The organism is Acinetobacter sp. D009, from assembly GCF_038562025.1.
GTDB lineage: Bacteria > Pseudomonadota > Gammaproteobacteria > Pseudomonadales > Moraxellaceae > Acinetobacter > Acinetobacter pittii.
This window is the reverse complement of record NZ_CP151886.1, coordinates 1,110,078-1,128,575: the sequence shown is the minus strand read 5'-3', so window position 1 is coordinate 1,128,575 and position 18,498 is coordinate 1,110,078. Positions and strand designations below refer to the sequence as shown.

The window sequence follows — 18,498 nt, the reverse complement described above, 5'->3', positions numbered from 1 at the left end:
ATGTATTCAAGCTCCAGATGAGTTGAAGTAATTACACATACAGCCACGCTCACTGTATGTAATTTCAAAATCAAGCTCGTACAGATCATTTAATTGCGCCTCTGTAATCACTTGTTCGGTTAACCCACTGAAATGAAGCTTGCCGTTCTTCAGCGCGACAATATGATCCGAATAATTCGTGGCAAAATTGATGTCATGAATGACTAAAATCACAGTGCGCCCTTGTTCATCACATAAGCGCCTGAGTGCGCGCATAATTTGAACGGCATGTTTCATATCAAGGTTATTTAAGGGTTCGTCTAATAAAAGTACGTCTGTTTGCTGTGCGATCGTCATCGCCAAAAAGGCCATTTGCCTTTGGCCACCACTAATTTCATCGATGTAAGATTTGCGCAGCGGCTCTAAAGAAAGAAACTCAATCGCCTCATCAACCACCTGACGATCTTGCTCGGTTAAAACACCACGGCTATAGGGAAAGCGTCCAAATGAAACCAGCTCTTCTACGGTTAAGCGCAAATTAAAGCCGGGTGCTTGACGTAAAGTCGCGACATGCTTGGCGTAAACAGCGGTTTTAATATCCGCAATATTTTGATGATTAAGAAAAATCTCGCCTTTATCCGGCTCAATTAAACGTGCCATCATCATGAGTAAAGTCGATTTTCCGGCTCCATTTGGACCAATGAGTGACGTCACCTGACCTGTAGGAAATTCAACATTTACGTCAGTCAGTATTGGCTTATTTCCATATGACTTATTGATATTCTTGACATGAATCATGCAACACCTCGGGTACGAACCGTCAGCGCAAGGAAATAAATGCCACATACGAGATTGACCAGAATGCTGACGGTCGTTTTGTAATTAAAAACGTGCTCAACTAAAATTTGAGCAGCAATAAATATGGCAATCGTGATGGCACAACCCATGGGCAGCGTTAATTTATGCTTATAACTTCTTGCTAGTGCATAAGTAATATTGGCAATGAATACGCCCATAAATACTGTCGGGCCAATCAGACTGGTAGATACCGCAACCAAAATAGCGATCAGGGCTAAATAGAAACTGACATAACGGTGATGATGAATGCCTAATGAAATTGCTTGCTCGCGCCCTAAAACCAGAACATCCAAAACAGGAAGTGCTTTCCTACCAAGGAATAGAACAATGACTACGGCTAGGCTGGCATAAAATAAAGTTTCTGGTTGAGAGCGATTAAACGAAGCATAGCTAAGGCCTTGGAAAACAGAAAATTCACCAGGATTAATTTTGAGTTGAATAAATTGAGTAACCGTCCCGACGACCATCGTAAGGACTAAACCTAAAAGCAACAGGAGAAAGACATCATTTCTGCCATATGGCAATAACCACTTATGGATTACCCACGAATAAAGCAGCATTAAAACGATTGAGATAAAGAAATTACCATTTACCCCTAACTGGCTTAATCCATGCGTTCCCCAAAAGAACAACAACAAAACTTGCCATAAGAGATAAATCGCTTCATAGCCCATAATTGAGGGAGTCAAAATACGATTACCGACCAGTGTCTGAAAAACAATCGAGGAAAAAGCAACGCAAATACCAGCTATCACAATCGTGGCAAGACGCAGAAGTCGATTAGGAATGACGTAATCAAAATCTAACCCTGAGTTTAAAAATAAAAAACTTATTGCTAGGCAGATGACAATTAGATAAATCGTCCATAGCTTTGTAATACGCATTATCTGAACTCCCTCACAATGAGGATGAGGAAAATAATTCCCCCCACACCACCTGCGGTAAGTCCAATTGGCACTTCAAATGGATAAATAATCGAGCGACCAAGAATGTCGCAAACCAGTAATAGAGATGCCCCACCCAAAGCCACAATGGGCAAGGTTTTAGCTAAGTTTTCTCCGTATTTCAGTGCGACTAAATTAGGGACCACGAGCCCGACAAAAGGAATAGCACCAACCGTAATTACTGTGGTCGAAACTGTAATGGCAACCAGTATTAAACCAATAGCGGCTATAGCTGCATAATTAAGTCCCAAGCTAGAAGCCATCTCTTCACCCATACCAATCACGGTAAAGCGGTGTGCAAAAAGATAAGTCAGGACAACAATCGGAAAAATAATGTAAATAACTTCATAGTGGCCTTGGACAATTTTTGAAAAATCTCCTAAAAGCCACCCTTGCATACTTTGTAAAATATTAAAGCGATAGGCATAAAACTCAGCTAAGGCACTCAGTACACTGCCGTACATCAAGCCAATAACCGGTACTAAAACCGTATTTCTAAAACGGATTCGACGGATAATTGCGATATAAATTAAGCTGGCAATAAAACAAAAAATGATCGCAAATATCATTTTACTCAGCGTACTGGTTACCGGAACTAAAGTTAACGACACTAAAATTCCTAGTTTGGCAGCATCTAAACCGCCCGACGTTTCCGGTTCAACAAACTTGTTACGCACAATATGCTGCAAGATGACACCACATACCGCCAACCCGATACCGGTGAGCACAATGGTAATTAAACGAGGGATACGGCTGGCTGTAAGAGTGAGCCAACTCTCATGAGAAAAAGAAAATAAGGTAGACCACTGTATTTGCTCAGCTCCGAGCAATAATGAACAAATACATAAAATGATAAAAATAAAAAATAAGCCGAATTGCATCAGTGGCGTGCCCCACTTGAGCGTAATAAAACCGATGCAAATTGTAAATTTAGTCCCATCAAACCAAAGCGAGGGAAAATTTGTTCAATATTTGATGGGCTTATTAACCTTTCATGATTGAATATTCTCATGAAAATTCCTCAATTTTATCGAGACAACAGAATTAGTTCCTTTTGAATAGGCAAAATCACAGCCCTATTCTGAGGATCGTTTTTTCATCTTTAAATTATTTTTGCCGAACCAATTTCGAATTAAATAAATATTAATCAATCACTTATTATTTATTTTCTATTTTAAAAATTCGTCATTCTCAATTGGCACCATCTTCTTGCAAATAATAATCTTGATGTAAATGAGAATCAATTATAGTATGTTTAAAGGTAAAATGTAACCCTACTGTTACATCAGTACAGTTCATGTGGACATCAACTCATTAGAAAAAGGTCAATTTTTGCAAACAAGCAAATCTATAACATTATGAATTATATGAAATTTAATCTAATGTAAAAAATTTGCGAAATAAAAATTGATGAAAATAGCCATTTGATAAACCAGGATTCATTTATGTTGGAACAATTTTCCAAATCGCCCTCTCTCCTTTCGGTTACTGATTACGAAGAACATATCTGGATGTTGCAACTACAGCAGCCTGAACAAGTTAATCGACGTTTTAATCTGTGGAAAGTTAATCAAGGTTTAGACATTCAACTGCTGATTAAAGCAATTCAAGACATTATTAAAACTACGCCTGACTTAAATGTCCGTTATACATTTAGTGACGAAGGTGATTTATACAAATATCCATTTGATGATCATTCAGCTTGCCTAGAATTAAAAAAGAGCAATACAGAACAAGTATTTGAGCAGATAGCTAACTTAAAAGCGCAACCATGGAATGCAGAATTTCATCCCCCTTTTTTTACAAGTCTCGTAGAAACTGAACAAGACTATTTCCTGATTTTAGCGCTCCACCCGATTCTTGATGAAAGCTATCAAAAGTCAGATTTCATTCAGGCCATACAAAATCGCTATCGACAATATTCACCCAATAATATGCCATTGGTACTGAATGAAATTGATATCTCACATCATCTAGATACAAGTTTCACAAAAGCGTCAGAACAACCTAACCAAGCTTATGTTTCGGAAATTATTTTAGAAGAGTTCCGAAATACGCTCGCTGAGCCAGAAATGAGCCAACATGATGACTTTTTTGATTTTGGCGGCCATTCACTATTAGCAACACGAATTATTGGAAATCTACTCAATAAACATGGAATTGAGATTCAATTTAATGATTTCTTTAAATCTCCATCTGCTGCTGACTTAGCCCAATATGCTTTCGTTAAATCTGCAAAAACTGAAAAATCCACCTTACAAAGTGTCGATAAAGCCCCACTTACTTTAGCTCAAGATTTCCTGTGGCAAGCTTATTCTGCGTTCGATTTTAGCCCAATTTATAACTTGCCATTTGCCGTAGAATTCCTTGAAGAAATTAATGAAGATGTTTTCTTGCAAGCATTTACAGATATTGTTGAGCGCCATGCAGGTTTACGCACAATTTTTAATAGCGCCAATGGTGAAACCTATCAACAGGTTGTTCCTACGTCTGAACTTCAACAATTCAAATGGTTTTGGAACAGTGCCGAAAGTAACGATGCAACGCTTGCCAGTGAAGCTTCATATAAATTTGATTTAACTCGCGAACTTCCCTTAAGAATTCGTTTAATTCGAAATGCCAAAGGTCGCCAAACTTTATCGTTTTTAGTTCACCACATGGTGATTGATGAATGGTCTTTAAATACCATTATGGCTGACCTTGCGCATGCTTATCTTGCTCGCTCAACTGCTCAAGCACCAAGCTGGAAGACACCTGCCCAATCTATTATTGATTTTTCTTTACTCCAGCAAAAGCAAGGGATTAACCAAGACCATCTAAATTATTGGACTAACCTGCTAACAGGAGCAACCAAAGGTCTAAGTCTCCCTGTTTCAGAAAATGAATTAAATGCTGAAAAGGAAAAACCTCCAGTCCAATGGCTCGAACTTAAATTTGCACCGGAAATGCATGACAAGCTCCTCGCATTTTCGAGACAACACGGCTCTTCTATTTTCGCGGTTCTCTATACTGCAATCGCCAATGCGTTACAGCAACAAGGCAATTTAAAAGATATTGTGATTGGCACTTCTGCATCTGGACGAACTGATCCTGAGTTTTTTGATACGGTGGGTTATTTTACGACCATGGTTGCGCATCGCACACAGTTTAGCCCTTCAGATTCATTCCAATCATTGCTCCACAATATCAGCACAATGATTAATACCTCGATGGCCTATGCAGATATTCCCATCAACCATATTCAAAATGCATTAGGAATGAGCGCAGATGAAGGACTGTTATTTGATGTGTTTATTCATATCCATTCAAATAACGCTTTAAACGGCGCGCTCAAAACACCTCAGGGACAAGACCTTCCTTATCGTCAGATCTTGCCGGAACGTGATGAATCAATGTTCGGGTTACATTTTGAAATTATGGAAAATGTGATTGATGGACAACATCAGTTAAGCATGATCATTACGTATCAAGCCCATCGCTTCCCGACTGCAACAGTGCAAAGTATCTGTGAAAAAATTAAGGCAACCTTAGCTCAAATCTAGTTGTCCTAAAACCAACCATGTGCTTAAAAGCAAACATCTCGACTCTGCTTTTAAGCACATTCCAATTTTTCTATTTTATTTGCTGCTCTACTTTATTCACCACATCCTGAATTGTTTTGCAGCTAATGAGTGTATAAAAATCAATTTGTGTATTAAGCTTCCGAGAAAGTTTCTGAGCAATACTCATGAGTTGTTTCGGACGAATTCCTATCGCTAATATTTCACTTCTATAAAAAATATCCATTCTTTCAGCTTGGCTATCAGCTATGCATTCACGGAAAACCGATAAGACCGAATCTCCCACCTCAGCGACTGATGACAGTGTTTTAGTGGAATTTGTAGCCAACGTTGAAGATACGTAAATTTTACTCTGAGCGATTTCTTGCACAGCTTTACGATCAATTTTTCCATTTCGGGTCAAAGGTATGGTTTCGACGGCCAAATATTTCGAAGGAATATGAGAACTTGGCAAATGCACTTTTAAAAAGTTCTTTAATTCGGGGCTATTTAAGCGAGTAGTTTTGTATTTATTTTCTAGGGTATAAACGGCGACTAACTCTTGAGTTTCAGTCGTTGGATGTACACAACTTACCACCACACAATTATGAATATACGGGTTCTTCGTTAAAGCATTTTCAACCTCGGCCGCAGAGATTCTCACGCCTTTTATCTTTAAATAACCCTCCTCACGTCCAGCAAAAATAATATTTCCATCTTCCCTAAAATATCCTTGATCACTCATGCGAAAAGCAGTTTGAGTTTCATTTTCACTCACTTGAATATCAACGAAATCTTTATAATAAATTTCCCCATCAAGTAAATAACCATTTGATAAATTCAGGCCGGTCATATACATCGTACCGATCTGGCCCATTTGGCAAGGCTTAAGATTTTCATCCAAAATAAAATAATGGTTATTTTCTAAAGCTTTTCCATACGGAATAATTTCCTGATCTTGCTCATTTATTTCATGCCATATACTCCAAATTGTTGTCTCTGTAGGTCCACCTAATGAAAATAAACAAGCGTTAGGCAATTGTTCTCTTAACTTCGAAATGAGTGAAGGTTTGATATAGTCGCCGCCTTGGGCAATTAAACGCAAAGACTGTAGTTGTTCTTTTTGAGCTACACTGAACAGCATATCGACAATAGCAGGCACACTGCTCCAAATTGTAACCTTATAACGATCTACAAAATTGGCCCAGACAACAGCATTTTTACTTTGCTCAAAGGATGGAACCACCAAAGTTGCACCCACTGCCATTGAAGCAAAAACATCAAATACCGACATATCATGATGAAACGGTGTTACCGCCATAATCACATCGTCAGCAGTAATTCCCCATTCCGAGATCGTTTGTTGTAGCGTGTTTTCAGTGGCTTGATTATTTAGGACCACACATTTCGGAGTCCCTGTACTTCCCGAAGTATATAAATAATATGCCGGAAGTCGGTTAATTTCGGCATTTAAGCTCGCTTCATACTCAGTTGTAGCCGATAAAATTTCGTTAATATTTAGGTTTTGAACACCAGCAATAGATGAGTCACTCACCACAACATCTGCCCGACTATTCTTCAATAAATAGTTCAGTCTCGATGGCGGAGAATCCATATCTACAGGTAACCAAATGATGCCCGTAAGCGCACAGGCCAAAGCGGTATAAATATGCTCAGGACTTTTTCTTAGGCAAATTGCAACCACAGACCCTGTCGCCAAATCTTGCTTTTTTAGCGCATACATGACTTTGACGACCTGAGTCTCTACCTCAGCATAACTAATGCTACGGTCTTCAAAAATAAGTGCTGTTCGATTGGAATTTTGTTCAAAAATATTTTCATAAATTCGCTTTAAGAAATTTTCTACGTTGTTATTTTTATCATTCATTTGCCCTAAATTTTGACTCAAATCTTTTAGCATTTATGTTGGTCCTCACCCTATTCTTTATGCAATACCACCCAACCTAATATTCAAAACAAAGTTATAAAAATGTCGTCTCTATCGCTGTTTGTTCGAATAATAGATATCCCAGCACAATAATACAAATGATAATCATTTACAATTAATATTAAGAGAAATATCAATTTTCTCGTTTTAAGAGTTATTTATAAAAAATCATAAATATCAAAATAATAAGGTAATTTTTAAGCTTAATTCTAATCATTTAGAGGGCTATATTTATGAACTAAAAACCACAATTAATAATGATTATTATTTACATTTAGAGCTAATTTAGTTATCGTAATGAATAGAGAGACTACATCTATATCAATTATTACGCTCTATAGTAATCATGAAGCTTGGGTTATATGTATGACAAAAATTGCAGAAAAATCGAAACAAGAATATGGCGACTTACTAAAAGAAAAAGACCATTTACAAGATATGGAACAGCTTGAGATGACTATCGTCTCGATCCATACGCCGTATCCGTCCATTGTCAGAATTCAAGGAAAAATCAACACATTACAGCCAGAGCTTTGGCAAGCTCCTAATTTGGCAATTCGGTTAATTGTGAGCAATCCGCCAGAGGGACAACCCATCTCACGCGTCTATACGGTCCGTTCGTTCAATCCTGTAAATGCTCAAATCGAAATTGATTTTGTTAAACATGAAGATTTAAGTCCAGCAATGGAATGGCTTAATTCGGCTCAAGTGGGTACAAAAATCGGGCTTATTGGCCCCCGCCCTCATTTCATTCCCAATTTCATACATAAAAAACATGTGGTCATGTTTGCCGACGATACAGCTGTACCCGCGTTATATTCCATATTGAATGAATGGGAAAATGGCGTAAGTGCTGATATTTTTATTGAAAGTTTTGAAAAAGATATTGCTAGCCAATTACCCCATCATGACCATGTTCAAATTCATTCGTTCCATAAAGAACATCACAGGCCACAAAAAGGTCTTCTTTTAAAAGCAGCATTTGCACTAAAAACTTATGACAATATTACGATTTGGGCGGCTTGCGAACGCAAAGAAGCCAGAGCTTTACGCCAGTTTTTTCTAGAAGACAAACAGTTTAATAAAAATGACGTGCGTATTGCTGGCTATTGGAGAGATGGCGTATCAAGTTCAGAACTAGACATACTCCGTGCTCAACATTATCAAAAACATATTCAGCAAGGTAAGACGTTGAATGAATATGATGACCTTGATTTAGCAAATTAAGATCAGCAATCATTTGAATAAAACCTGCTTTGTGCAGGTTTTTTTTATGGGTCAACAATATCTATAAATATAAAGCTATACGACCATATCAATTATGCAACGACATGTTGCAGTTAACCTATTTTTTAACCTCACATAGAACATTACTATATTTCTCAAGAGATAAATAAAAATTTGGGAGATTAGATCATGAATGCTTATCTACATCGTAGTGAAGATCGAGGGCATGTAAAAGCAGGCTGGTTAGAGTCTTATCATAGCTTTTCATTTGGTAGCTGGTACGACCCTAAATATATGGGTGTAAGCGCTCTACGTGTAATTAATGACGACCAGATTGATGCGCATAATGGTTTTGGTACACACTCCCATGACAACATGGAAATCTTAACTTGTGTGCTAGATGGTGCGATTTCACATCGCGACACCATGGGAAATGAAGGCCAGATTAAAGCGGGTGAATGGCAACTTATGAGTGCCGGCACAGGTGTTGCCCACAGTGAAATCAACAACACTGATACGCCTGTACATTTACTACAAATCTGGATTATTCCTGATGAAAGAGATGCAGAGCCAAATTACCAGCAAATTAATCTTGACCCACGTAAAGATCCAAACAAATGGCATTTAATTGCAGGTCCTGATGCAAATGCACCAATGCATATTCGCCAAAATGCAGAAGTAAAATCTGCCGTATTGGAAAAAGGACATGAGTTAACGGTTGATACAGTTAAAAAAGTGAACTATGTGCACGTGATTTCAGGTGTAGTTCGCATTGGCGATCAAGAAGTTAAAGCAGGCGATGCTTTAGTTTTTGAAGATAAAGCGACAATTCACGCAACTGAAGACAGTCAATTTATCTGGTTCGATTTACCTTAAATCATCAAAAGCCCTTTGCATAAAAGGGCTTTTTTTAATCTCCCCCACCACCGCCATCACATCCTCCTGAATCTGAAGATGATGATGAACAGTCATTTGAGTAACTAGAGCTATGATGATGACTCGGACTATTATCGTGAAAATGATGTGTTGAAGCAGATGAATGATCATGCTCACCAGAGGGTGAATAATTTTTTAAATTTCTGAGTAGTGCGATTAAACAAATGAGTCCAATACTAGAAAAAATGACTATGAATATAATAATAAATAATTTCAAATAGCGACCTCCTAGATCAAGCTATAGAGATGCTTGTTGTGTTCCCATTTATTATATGAGTCATGTTTAATAAACAAGTTGTTTTTTGATAAGTTGAAATATTAGCTATAAAAAATTTTAGAAAAAGACTTTATATATTGCTCGGCCTTCGCATCATAATTTTGAAAACCCGCATCAAAAACCCATCTTTCAATTTCAGATTTTTTGACTAAATTTTGCAAATGAAGCTGATGATGTCGGTCTAGTTCCTCTTTGAGAGCTTGCAGCATTACTTCATTTAAACCAGAGGGAGGATTCAGACCTGTATCTAAAATACTAGGGGCAAATGCCACACTTTTCAGTTCCAGTTGATGCGTTGTCTTTACAACAGTTTTTATCGCGGTCTTGATTCTCTCTAACGTAAACTCTTCTGGAGCGCCCATTCCTATCAGTAAAACTTTAGAGGCTTGTATGGTCGATGGCGTTTGATTTATTAAAAGAGTATCGTTCAATTTCGCACTGAACCAATTATTTTTCCGTATTTCATTTAACCTTCCATTTAGTGCTTCATCTAAATGTGCTAAACCGCCAGAAAAAGAACGGTTATTCATTTCATGTTCAAAAATACAAGCACAGGAAAGTTCAACCTCAGCCGAGGTGCAGTCCCAAGTCACCAGTTCAATATCTAGATTTTGATAATAGCCAATTTTTGTTTGCTTTAAATCTGTGCCCATATTTTTTCTCTTCTCGATTTACCATCCATATTTAAGTTCAACACCCAGATAATTTGAGTCTTTACCTCCAGCTCTCTTAATCGTGTCTCCGACTTCAAAGTGTACTCCTTCGGCAGCAACAGACAGATTAGAATTTATTTTTTGATCTGCTCTTAGTTGAATATATGCTCCCGTCCAGCTTGAACCTTGTCCTGCTGTGTTCGCCATGCTGTTATTGCCTTGGAAATAAACTGCATCATTGGTGGTTTCACGCCATTGAAAACCTAATGCGGTTAATAGGGTGAGTTTATCGGAAGGCTTAAGTGTAAGAGATGGTTTGATGTGAATGATATTGCTGTAGCCACTATAACCCGCCAAAGTAAAATATGAGCCGTTTGCAAAGAGCTGGTTAAAAGTATTGAGTTCATTATCGTTGGCGCTTTTATCGCCTGTGGCTATATCAAACTGGACGCCTAAACGTGGTGACCAAGCTTGTTCAGCAAACGTATATCCCGTAATGCTACTGAGTCCCCATGCCTGAATAGTTTGTCCACCAATCTTTCCACGCTGAAGCATACCTTCAACATCCCAATCAATATTATTCTTTTTACCCATATGACGAGCATCATATAAGTCTCGAATCTCATTTCCCTTAACGCTTGTAAAAGATGCGTTATCGCGTTCATAACGAGAGTAATAACCAGATAACTCGCCTCCCCACACATTTTGTTTATCTACACGGAAGCCGCTAAAACTTAAATCGCTTTTCGAGTGGTCATTAAAAGTTGAATCTTTTTCAATCTGAACAGGTCTAGTGAGATAGCCTAAAACTCTCCAATCGCCATATTCATAACCAGACCAAATACCATCAAAAGCTTGTCTAACGTTTGGCCCTTCGCGATTCGAAATAAAGCGCTGCAAGTCAAAAGCCATCTCTTGACGCCCAACTCTAAACTTAAAAGTTCCATTATTTAAAGGACTCACCCACGCAATAAAGGCTTGTTCTATATCAAGTCTATTTTGATCGGTACTGCTAATATTCTTTTTATCAAACGCTCGCGCATCACTGAGCTGAGTAAATAATTGTAAATGATCACCTATACGTGCATCGGCATGAACTTGTAATCTTTGAATTAAATAGCGATCGGCTTGATTATTTCCGCTACCAAATCTCGCATTATTATTGACTTCAAAACGCTCGCGAATATTTGCCCCTAGTGATAAATAATTATTATCGCCAAAAGGTATATATTTAAAATCATCACCTATTTTCTTTGGCACACATGGATTTTTTAAAACATCCCAATTTTCCTGCCAGCGATTCGTTGAGATTTTTGGACGAGTTGGACATGCATTTGTATTTGAAGCTTCATTTTCCGCATGAGTAACTTCATAAAAAAATAAACTCCCCGTCAGCAATAAACTTATTTTAATTATTTTACGGTAAGTTTCTGAGCACTTAATTCGATATTTTCTATCTTTAGAAATATGCTGGGCCATCTAGTTTTCCACGGTAATCAATAGATCATTGCAAAGACTTAGTCGTTTACACCCACATTGCCCTTAAGCAATATGAGTGTTGTTTTATCAATCATTAAGGCAATAAATTACTTTGTAGCGGCATGAATTTCAGCAATATAACCACCCGGGAACTGTACCATCGCGGCTTCTCGACCATCTGTTTTATAGGCATTCACCAAGACTGTCGCACCAGATTTTGTCGCTTTATCTAAAGTCTCAGATAAGTTTTTGACTTCATAACCCGTCATATCATGCCCATATGGGTAAGGAAGATGACCATCGGTAACCAACACTGTCATTTTGCCGAAATCAGATTCCACGCGAATACGTCTATAGGTTTCATTTGGACGTCCAATTTCTACACCAGCCGCTTTAGGGTTGTCTGAAACCACTTTACCGTGTGAGAAATTGACGAATTTTTTAACAAAAGAATCCGCACTTTGTTTTGAAATATAAATACGATTTTCTGGCACAGTTTCTAGTTTGTTATAGCTCGGTTTAGTGGTGTGCCAATAAAGTTGCATATTCACGCCACCCGGCCATTGAATGACTGAATCACGCCCGATCGGATCTGGAAATGTCTCAACAATGACATCAGCGCCATTTGCTTTAGCAGACTGCACTGCCGCATCCATATCTTTGACTAAATAGCCTGTTCTTTCCAAGCCAAAAGGATGTGGGACTGGAGTTTTAAAACCGAATACAGACAATGTTCCTACTGGGGTCAATACAAGTTGGGAAATGGTCTGGCTTGGTGTTGGAGTGACCTGAAAAATGCCTTGTTTAGATTTAGTTCCCCCAAATGTTGCCACTAAGCTATCGGTAAATTTATCGAAGTCTTCGGGGTTAACATACACATGTGTTGTATCGTATTGAGGAGCTACGCCGGGTGCTTCACTTTTTACACTCGTTGTTGTCTTGGCTAAAACCTGAGGAACAATGGCAACATTGGTGCCCACTAGCATTGTGCTTAAAAGCAAAGCTGATAATGATTTACGCATAAAAGACTCCTATTAGAATTAGATGCTGTAGCTTATTGTTTGTTTGGTTGTTGATTAGAAAGAATAGTGACCATCACCAGAGCAGCGATAAGACCGAGGTGTTCGAAAAAACTATTAAACGTACTAAAAAATGCAGGACCTGTATGATTCCAAAAGTCGTTGGCAACTAGCATCGCTATTGCGGTTAAGCAGCCTAAAGCCCCTGCTCCTAACCAGACAAAACGATTAAAAATAACCAAGAGCGAACCCACAATTTCAATCACAATCGCTGCGGCTGCCCAGAGCCAAGCCGGTTGCAAACCAAAACTTGCTTGCTCCTCAATAGCCGCATGAAAACCGATGAACTTATTAATTCCACCAACCAAATAGGCTGAAACTAATGCAACTCGAAGAAGTGGAAGCAATCCATGAATTGATAAAATCTTTTTAACCCATACTGGATTATTATTAATCAAGCCACTCATTTCTTTACCTCATTGATATTCTTTATTTCTAATCATTTATAAACACCCATCGCAGTATTAATAAAACGATGTATTTAATATAAAACCAGTCTCTTAAAAATAATTTTTTAAAGCCAGATAAAATTTTTTAATTTTAAAATACTACCTATATATTTTTATAAACCACCGAGTAAATCCAAATAAAAGACAATATATATAAAATCAAAAATAAACGTAAACTACTAGATACCTATTTAAATACAAACTGTATCCTCAAAAGATACAATGATTGATAAGTAAAAGATGATAATATAGTTTAGCGACACGCCAAGTTAGCCTTTCAAAATTTAATGGATAAACTAGACTGTATTTATACTTTCATTAGTGTCGTAGAGAATGGAAATTTTAGTAATGCCTCTAGAAATTTAGGTATTACTCGAGATCAAGTCTCTAAAAGAATTTTTTATCTAGAAAGTTTATTCAGTACATCATTGTTTACGCGCAACACCCGAAAGATGGACCTCACCCGCTCAGGAGAGAAGTTTTATCAGCGCTGTAAAGCTATTGTTAAAGAATTAGATTTGGCTGCCAATGACTTCATCTATGATCAAAAGTACCCAGAGGGCATATTAAAAATTAGTGCTCCACATGCTTTTATTCAAACTTGCTTTTCAGATATTATTTCTAATTTCTTAATTCAATATCCTAATATCGAGATTGATTTATTATTTTCTGAAAAAACATCGGAAATAAATGAACATAAATTCGACATTATTTTAAAAATTGAAGAGGAAGTTAGAGAAGAAAATATTTTTATTCTAAATAGCTATAAAAGAAACTTCTATGTAACAGCTGCCTTTTTAAACAAATATGGAAAACCTAAAAGTATAGAAGAATTAAGAAAACACAATATATTCTTATATTCAAGAGCCGACTTAGAAAATAAAACTATTAATTCGCCCCCTCAACTAATCTGCAACAATATAGAAATACTTTTAGATCTATGTAAGAAAAACAAGGGCATTTTATATATTCCTGATTTTTTGGCTAAAAAATATGAAGATGAGGGAGCGATTATTAATTGCTCTCAAGACATATTTTCTACAAAACTTCATTTTTATGCTACCACGCCCTATGGATCAAAAATTCCAAAAAAGGTTCAGCTTTTCTTAAACACGTTAAAACAACATTTTCAATCTATTACTGAAGCTTTATAGCTTAGGACTTTTCGATCTCATAGAGCTATTGGTTTTCATTAGCCACAAACCAACCCCGCCAAAAAACAATCCAACACCTTTTCCCGCTCAATTGCCACATCCGAACTTAAAAGCTGAATAATTGCGCCTTCGATCATATATAAAAATAATTTGGCATCCTGAAAAGTTGCATCGTTTTTAAGTGCTCTAAGCTGGCTATAAATTTCATTGATGAGCCATGTTCTATATCTCACTGCGGTGATATAGGCTTTTGGGTAGGTGAGTTTCGTTTCAAAAATTGCTTTAAATAATAAATAGTACGGCCCTTCTACATCGCTATGTAAGAAATAAAGTTTCTTAAGTTTATCCTTCACGTTTGTACTTTGATCGTACCCAACAATTGAGACTACTTTTTCTTTTAAGCGTTCTTTTTGCACGATCAAACAGATTTCAATAAACCGCTCTTTAGAGTGAAAATAATGATAAAAAGTTGCTTTTGGAATTTCGGACTCTTTCACAATTCTGTCGACCCCAACCGTATGAAATCCGTGATGGTGAAACAAATGAATCGATGTATTAATGACTTGCATAGCACGCGTTGGGAGAACTAAATTTGGCATAGTTTTACCGTTATAAATTAAATTTTTGTTGTATATAAATGAGATACAAAAAACCGCTGCCCTTTTTTGGAGAAAAAAAGGCATAGCAAAGCCGTAAAGACTGTGCTTGGCACATCTCAAGTTTTATAGTTAATTCAAGTTTTTTTGAGCCGTAATGACTTAAAGCCTGAAAACCCTAAAGGTCATCAAGCTGCTTTAAATTTTTAAGTTGTATCATTATAGGTTTTGGCAGTCGTTGCCAAGAAATTATGAATGTGCAAAACCAACTCCTTTTTATTGGGAGTTCTGCCAGACATTTATAGAATTATGGTGGCAGAACGGAAGAAGGTTGACAGACTAGCATGAACTCAGACTAGCACACCCAAAGGTGTCCCTCTCCCGTCCTACCGCTACGGCAAAGGGACGAGTAGTCACCACACAAAGTTATACCTCAGAAAGAATAACTCTGATGCGGAAGTTCATGAGCAGTCTGTCAAAACTGCCTGGCAATGTGGCCAGCAGGCAAAGGATAGTGCTCTGCTCTTTAGCAGTCAAGCACACAAAATGACATTTGTTTTAAATTAGATCATTAAAAAGTAAGGATAAATAATGGATAAGTGATTGTTAAAGTGAGGTTTATAAAGTTGCGGAATTTTGAGATATATGGGTTTAGGAAACTAGAAATGCGCTAGTGCGGCTTCCGCTACCTGCGCTTTATTATTAAAGTTATTGTGTAATTGAGTATTTGCAATATGCCCTAAAGCTATGAGGTTTTTCTATTTTTAAAAGAACGCTATCCTGCAACGATAAATGTACTACGTTGATAGATTAATTTATTTTATCAATTTTAAAAATTTTACCACTTAGAGTACTTTGAAAAAACATTTCAAAACCCGGTCGTATATCTTCACCTTCAACTGTAATGTATTTTAAATTAGAAAAACATTGAGTATTAGCGAAATAGTGATCTACAGTTGCCTGAATGACGTATTTAATTCCAAACTGGTCTTTGACACTGATATTTTGTTTAAGCATGACGATATCCTAATAAAATTATGGCAGAAATAATGGACCCGCCTAAATATCCAATAGCAAACTGAGTTTTAACTAACTCTATAATCTAATTTAAATAGTTGATTTATAGACGCATAAAAGGTGCGACCATCTAAATTTAAATCAACTTCAATTCCAGAGGAAAGAAGAACTCTTTTACCAACTTCAACAGTTTTAAAACCTTCACGTGTATTTTGTATTCTATTTAGAGGAATTAAAGACACTAAAATTTCTGTACCATTTTTAGATTTTGCAATTAAATCATTTATTTTTAACAATTTATATCCTAAATTAAAATTTACTTATAATCTTAAAATAACTTTAAAATTAATTTAAAGTGAAAAGCACTCATTAGTGCTTTTCATTTATGTCTGCTTATAATTATTTATAGAGCAACAATATTTACAGCATTTGGGCCTTTTTGGCCTTGTGCAACACTGAATTCAACACGTTGACCTTCAGCAAGAGTTCTGAAACCTGAGTTAGCGATTTCGCTAAAATGAGCAAAAACGTCTGGTCCTGATTCTGGTTGGATAAAACCGAAACCTTTAGCTTCGTTAAACCACTTAACAGTACCTTTCATGATATTTGAATTAGACATAATACATCCTAGTTTTTTTAAAAATTTAAACCATTTTATTGGTTATGAGTAACATCGAAATAATAAAGAATGGAGCTGAAAATCTGAAAAAAACGAAGGATTATGACTAATACTGCGGTACTTAGAGAAGATTTACCAAACATGACTTTTTCTAGTTATGTTCATTGTATACGAAAAATAAAATTAATCAAGTTTTCTAATATATATATTTATTTTATTTATAAAATAAGGTGAAGTTCTGGATTCTAAGTGTTTATAAATCTTGGTGGAATCCAATACAAAAAATCTATAAGATATTGATAAGAATATATTTAATAAAAAAATTACTAATGATACAAAAAGATTTTTACTGTCTTTGCTTTGACTTTGTATCAATACCTCTCTTCTCACATTATCTACGGTGGGTTAGAAGCCATTAAATTCTAGTGGTTACAAAGGTTACATGGTTTACAGCCTTATAAAGCAAGGCTGTGAAGTTGTAACCTTTTTAGAAAGTTCAAAGGTTACAGATTTCTGAGGTTACAAGTTAAATTCGTTCAATAATCAAAGCAATCCCTTGGCCTACACCAATACACATTGAACATAAGGCATAACGACCGCCTGTTTGCTCAAGCTGGTTTAAGGCTGTAGTCACTAGGCGTGCACCTGACGCACCAAGCGGATGACCTAAAGCAATTGCTCCACCGTTTGGATTTACCTTGTTGCTATCATCAGGTAAGCCTAAATCACGGGTCACTGCTAATGCTTGTGCAGCAAATGCTTCATTCAGCTCAATCACATCCATCTGCTCTAAAGTTAGGTTGGCTTGTTTAAGTAGTTTTTTAATGGCTGGTGCAGGAGCAAAACCCATAATGCGCGGTTCCACACCCACTGCTGTTGACGCAATGATCTTGGCACGCGGTTTTAGGTTATAAGCTTGAACTGCCTCATCAGATGCGATCAGTAATGCGGCTGCACCATCGTTAATGCCTGAAGCATTACCCGCAGTCACACTACCATCTGCTTTAACAACTGGTTTAAGCTTGCTTAAACCTTCAAGGGTTGAAGCACGTGGTTGTTCATCGGTATCAATCACAACAGCATCACCCTTACGCTGAGGGATTTCAACTGCCACGATTTCTTTAGAAAAAAAGCCTTTGGCTTGCGCGCTTGCGGTGCGTTGTTGGCTCGCCAAGGCAAACTGGTCCTGATCTGCACGATTGACGTTGAACTGTTCAGCGACGTTTTCGGCAGTCTGGGGCATGGTGTCAACACCATATAATTCTTTAAGTTTAGGGTTAATGAAACGCCAGCCCATGGTGGTGTCTTCAATCTTCTGGCTACGACCAAAAGCACTGTCTGACTTACCCATCACATAAGGTGCACGGCTCATGCTTTCTACACCACCTGCAATTACTAGATTTGCTTCACTGGCTTTAATCGCACGGGCAGCAATGGCAATCGCATCGAGTGATGAACCACATAAACGGTTAATGGTGGTTGCTGGAACCTGATACGGTAAACCAGCTAGAAGTGCAGACATACGACCAACATTGCGGTTGTCTTCACCGGCTTGGTTGGCACAGCCATAGATCACATCATCGACCTGTTCCCAATCTACATTTGGGTTACGCTGCATGAGGGCTTTAATCGGCACAGCACCAAGGTCATCGGTACGAACAGGTGCAAGACCACCGGCATAACGGCCAAATGGAGTACGGATGGCATCGATGATATAAGCGTTTTTTAATGTCATTTCCTACTT

General features: G+C 37.3%; 18 protein-coding genes. 4 read left to right on the top strand and 14 right to left on the bottom strand.

Annotation, left to right across the window (positions count from 1 at the left end):
- Positions 1-6 precede the first annotated feature (6 nt).
- From bauE to bauD, 3 genes are read right to left on the bottom strand one after another with little or no spacing between them, the layout of a single operon-like run.
- Positions 7-777 (bottom strand): ferric acinetobactin ABC transporter ATP-binding protein BauE, encoded by a 771-nt coding sequence (bauE, locus tag AAC388_RS05270; protein ID WP_000582117.1) that lies wholly within the window; start codon positions 775-777, stop codon positions 7-9.
- Positions 774-1,721: a ferric acinetobactin ABC transporter permease subunit BauC gene (gene bauC, locus AAC388_RS05265; RefSeq protein WP_031996760.1), complete on the bottom strand. Its 948-nt coding sequence runs from the start codon at positions 1,719-1,721 to the stop codon at positions 774-776. The genes bauE and bauC overlap by 4 nt, the downstream gene beginning before the upstream one ends.
- A complete protein-coding gene (bauD, locus tag AAC388_RS05260) occupies positions 1,721-2,662 on the bottom strand; it encodes a ferric acinetobactin ABC transporter permease subunit BauD (protein ID WP_342371284.1) in 942 nt (313 codons plus the stop codon). The genes bauC and bauD overlap by 1 nt, the downstream gene beginning before the upstream one ends.
- A 630-nt stretch (positions 2,663-3,292) precedes the next feature.
- Between bauD and basB the strand changes: the two genes are divergently transcribed.
- Positions 3,293-5,323, top strand: coding sequence for an acinetobactin non-ribosomal peptide synthetase subunit BasB (basB, locus tag AAC388_RS05255; protein WP_342371558.1), 2,031 nt, complete (start codon positions 3,293-3,295; stop codon positions 5,321-5,323).
- A 70-nt stretch (positions 5,324-5,393) separates the two neighbouring features.
- On the opposite strand, the gene AAC388_RS05250 is transcribed toward basB, so the two are convergent.
- Positions 5,394-7,241 carry an AMP-binding protein gene (locus AAC388_RS05250; RefSeq protein ID WP_342371283.1) on the bottom strand — a complete coding sequence of 616 codons (1,848 nt, stop codon included), beginning with the start codon at positions 7,239-7,241 and terminating at the stop codon, positions 5,394-5,396.
- 393 nt (positions 7,242-7,634) lie between these two features.
- On the opposite strand from AAC388_RS05250, the gene AAC388_RS05245 reads away from it, so the two are divergent.
- The gene (locus AAC388_RS05245; RefSeq protein ID WP_064785906.1) at positions 7,635-8,495 is read left to right on the top strand and encodes a siderophore-interacting protein; all 861 of its coding nucleotides are present in this window, start codon (positions 7,635-7,637) and stop codon (positions 8,493-8,495) included.
- A 189-nt stretch (positions 8,496-8,684) separates the two neighbouring features.
- Positions 8,685-9,371 carry a pirin-like bicupin family protein gene (locus AAC388_RS05240; RefSeq protein ID WP_005068005.1) on the top strand — a complete coding sequence of 229 codons (687 nt, stop codon included), beginning with the start codon at positions 8,685-8,687 and terminating at the stop codon, positions 9,369-9,371.
- Here AAC388_RS05240 and AAC388_RS05235 read toward each other — a convergent pair.
- The 5 genes from AAC388_RS05235 to AAC388_RS05215 form a co-directional block, all read right to left on the bottom strand.
- Entirely contained in the window at positions 9,363-9,542 is a 180-nt protein-coding gene (locus AAC388_RS05235; RefSeq protein ID WP_032038761.1) for a hypothetical protein, read from the bottom strand. The genes AAC388_RS05240 and AAC388_RS05235 overlap by 9 nt on opposite strands.
- A 207-nt stretch (positions 9,543-9,749) precedes the next feature.
- Positions 9,750-10,361, bottom strand: a complete 612-nt coding sequence (locus tag AAC388_RS05230; protein ID WP_032038764.1) for a M17 family peptidase N-terminal domain-containing protein — start codon at positions 10,359-10,361, stop codon at positions 9,750-9,752.
- An 18-nt stretch (positions 10,362-10,379) separates the two neighbouring features.
- Positions 10,380-11,840 carry an alginate export family protein gene (locus tag AAC388_RS05225; RefSeq protein WP_086355053.1) on the bottom strand — a complete coding sequence of 487 codons (1,461 nt, stop codon included), beginning with the start codon at positions 11,838-11,840 and terminating at the stop codon, positions 10,380-10,382.
- A gap of 107 nt (positions 11,841-11,947) precedes the next feature.
- Complete coding sequence (locus tag AAC388_RS05220; protein ID WP_032038768.1) at positions 11,948-12,862, bottom strand: hypothetical protein; 915 nt, start codon at positions 12,860-12,862, stop codon at positions 11,948-11,950.
- Between the two features lie 32 nt (positions 12,863-12,894).
- A complete protein-coding gene (locus tag AAC388_RS05215; RefSeq protein ID WP_032038770.1) occupies positions 12,895-13,326 on the bottom strand; it encodes a DoxX family protein in 432 nt (143 codons plus the stop codon).
- 329 nt (positions 13,327-13,655) lie between these two features.
- Here AAC388_RS05215 and AAC388_RS05210 point away from each other — a divergent pair, with 329 nt between their 5' ends.
- A complete protein-coding gene (locus AAC388_RS05210; RefSeq protein WP_032038772.1) occupies positions 13,656-14,522 on the top strand; it encodes a LysR family transcriptional regulator in 867 nt (288 codons plus the stop codon).
- 38 nt (positions 14,523-14,560) lie between these two features.
- Here AAC388_RS05210 and AAC388_RS05205 read toward each other — a convergent pair whose 3' ends face one another.
- The 5 genes from AAC388_RS05205 to pcaF all read right to left on the bottom strand — a co-directional run bounded on the left by AAC388_RS05205 (position 14,561) and on the right by pcaF (position 18,489).
- On the bottom strand, positions 14,561-15,121 hold the full coding sequence (locus tag AAC388_RS05205; protein ID WP_068557012.1) for a TetR/AcrR family transcriptional regulator: 561 nt from the start codon (positions 15,119-15,121) through the stop codon (positions 14,561-14,563).
- Between the two features lie 807 nt (positions 15,122-15,928).
- Positions 15,929-16,135 carry a hypothetical protein gene (locus AAC388_RS05200; RefSeq protein ID WP_068557014.1) on the bottom strand — a complete coding sequence of 69 codons (207 nt, stop codon included), beginning with the start codon at positions 16,133-16,135 and terminating at the stop codon, positions 15,929-15,931.
- Positions 16,136-16,203: 68 nt separating this feature from the next.
- On the bottom strand, positions 16,204-16,431 hold the full coding sequence (locus tag AAC388_RS05195) for a hypothetical protein (protein WP_003650533.1): 228 nt from the start codon (positions 16,429-16,431) through the stop codon (positions 16,204-16,206).
- 107 nt (positions 16,432-16,538) lie between these two features.
- The gene (locus tag AAC388_RS05190; RefSeq protein WP_003650532.1) at positions 16,539-16,754 is read right to left on the bottom strand and encodes a cold-shock protein; all 216 of its coding nucleotides are present in this window, start codon (positions 16,752-16,754) and stop codon (positions 16,539-16,541) included.
- Between the two features lie 526 nt (positions 16,755-17,280).
- Positions 17,281-18,489, bottom strand: a complete 1,209-nt coding sequence (pcaF, locus tag AAC388_RS05185) for a 3-oxoadipyl-CoA thiolase (RefSeq protein WP_068557411.1) — start codon at positions 18,487-18,489, stop codon at positions 17,281-17,283.
- Between the last annotated feature and the right edge of the window lie 9 nt (positions 18,490-18,498).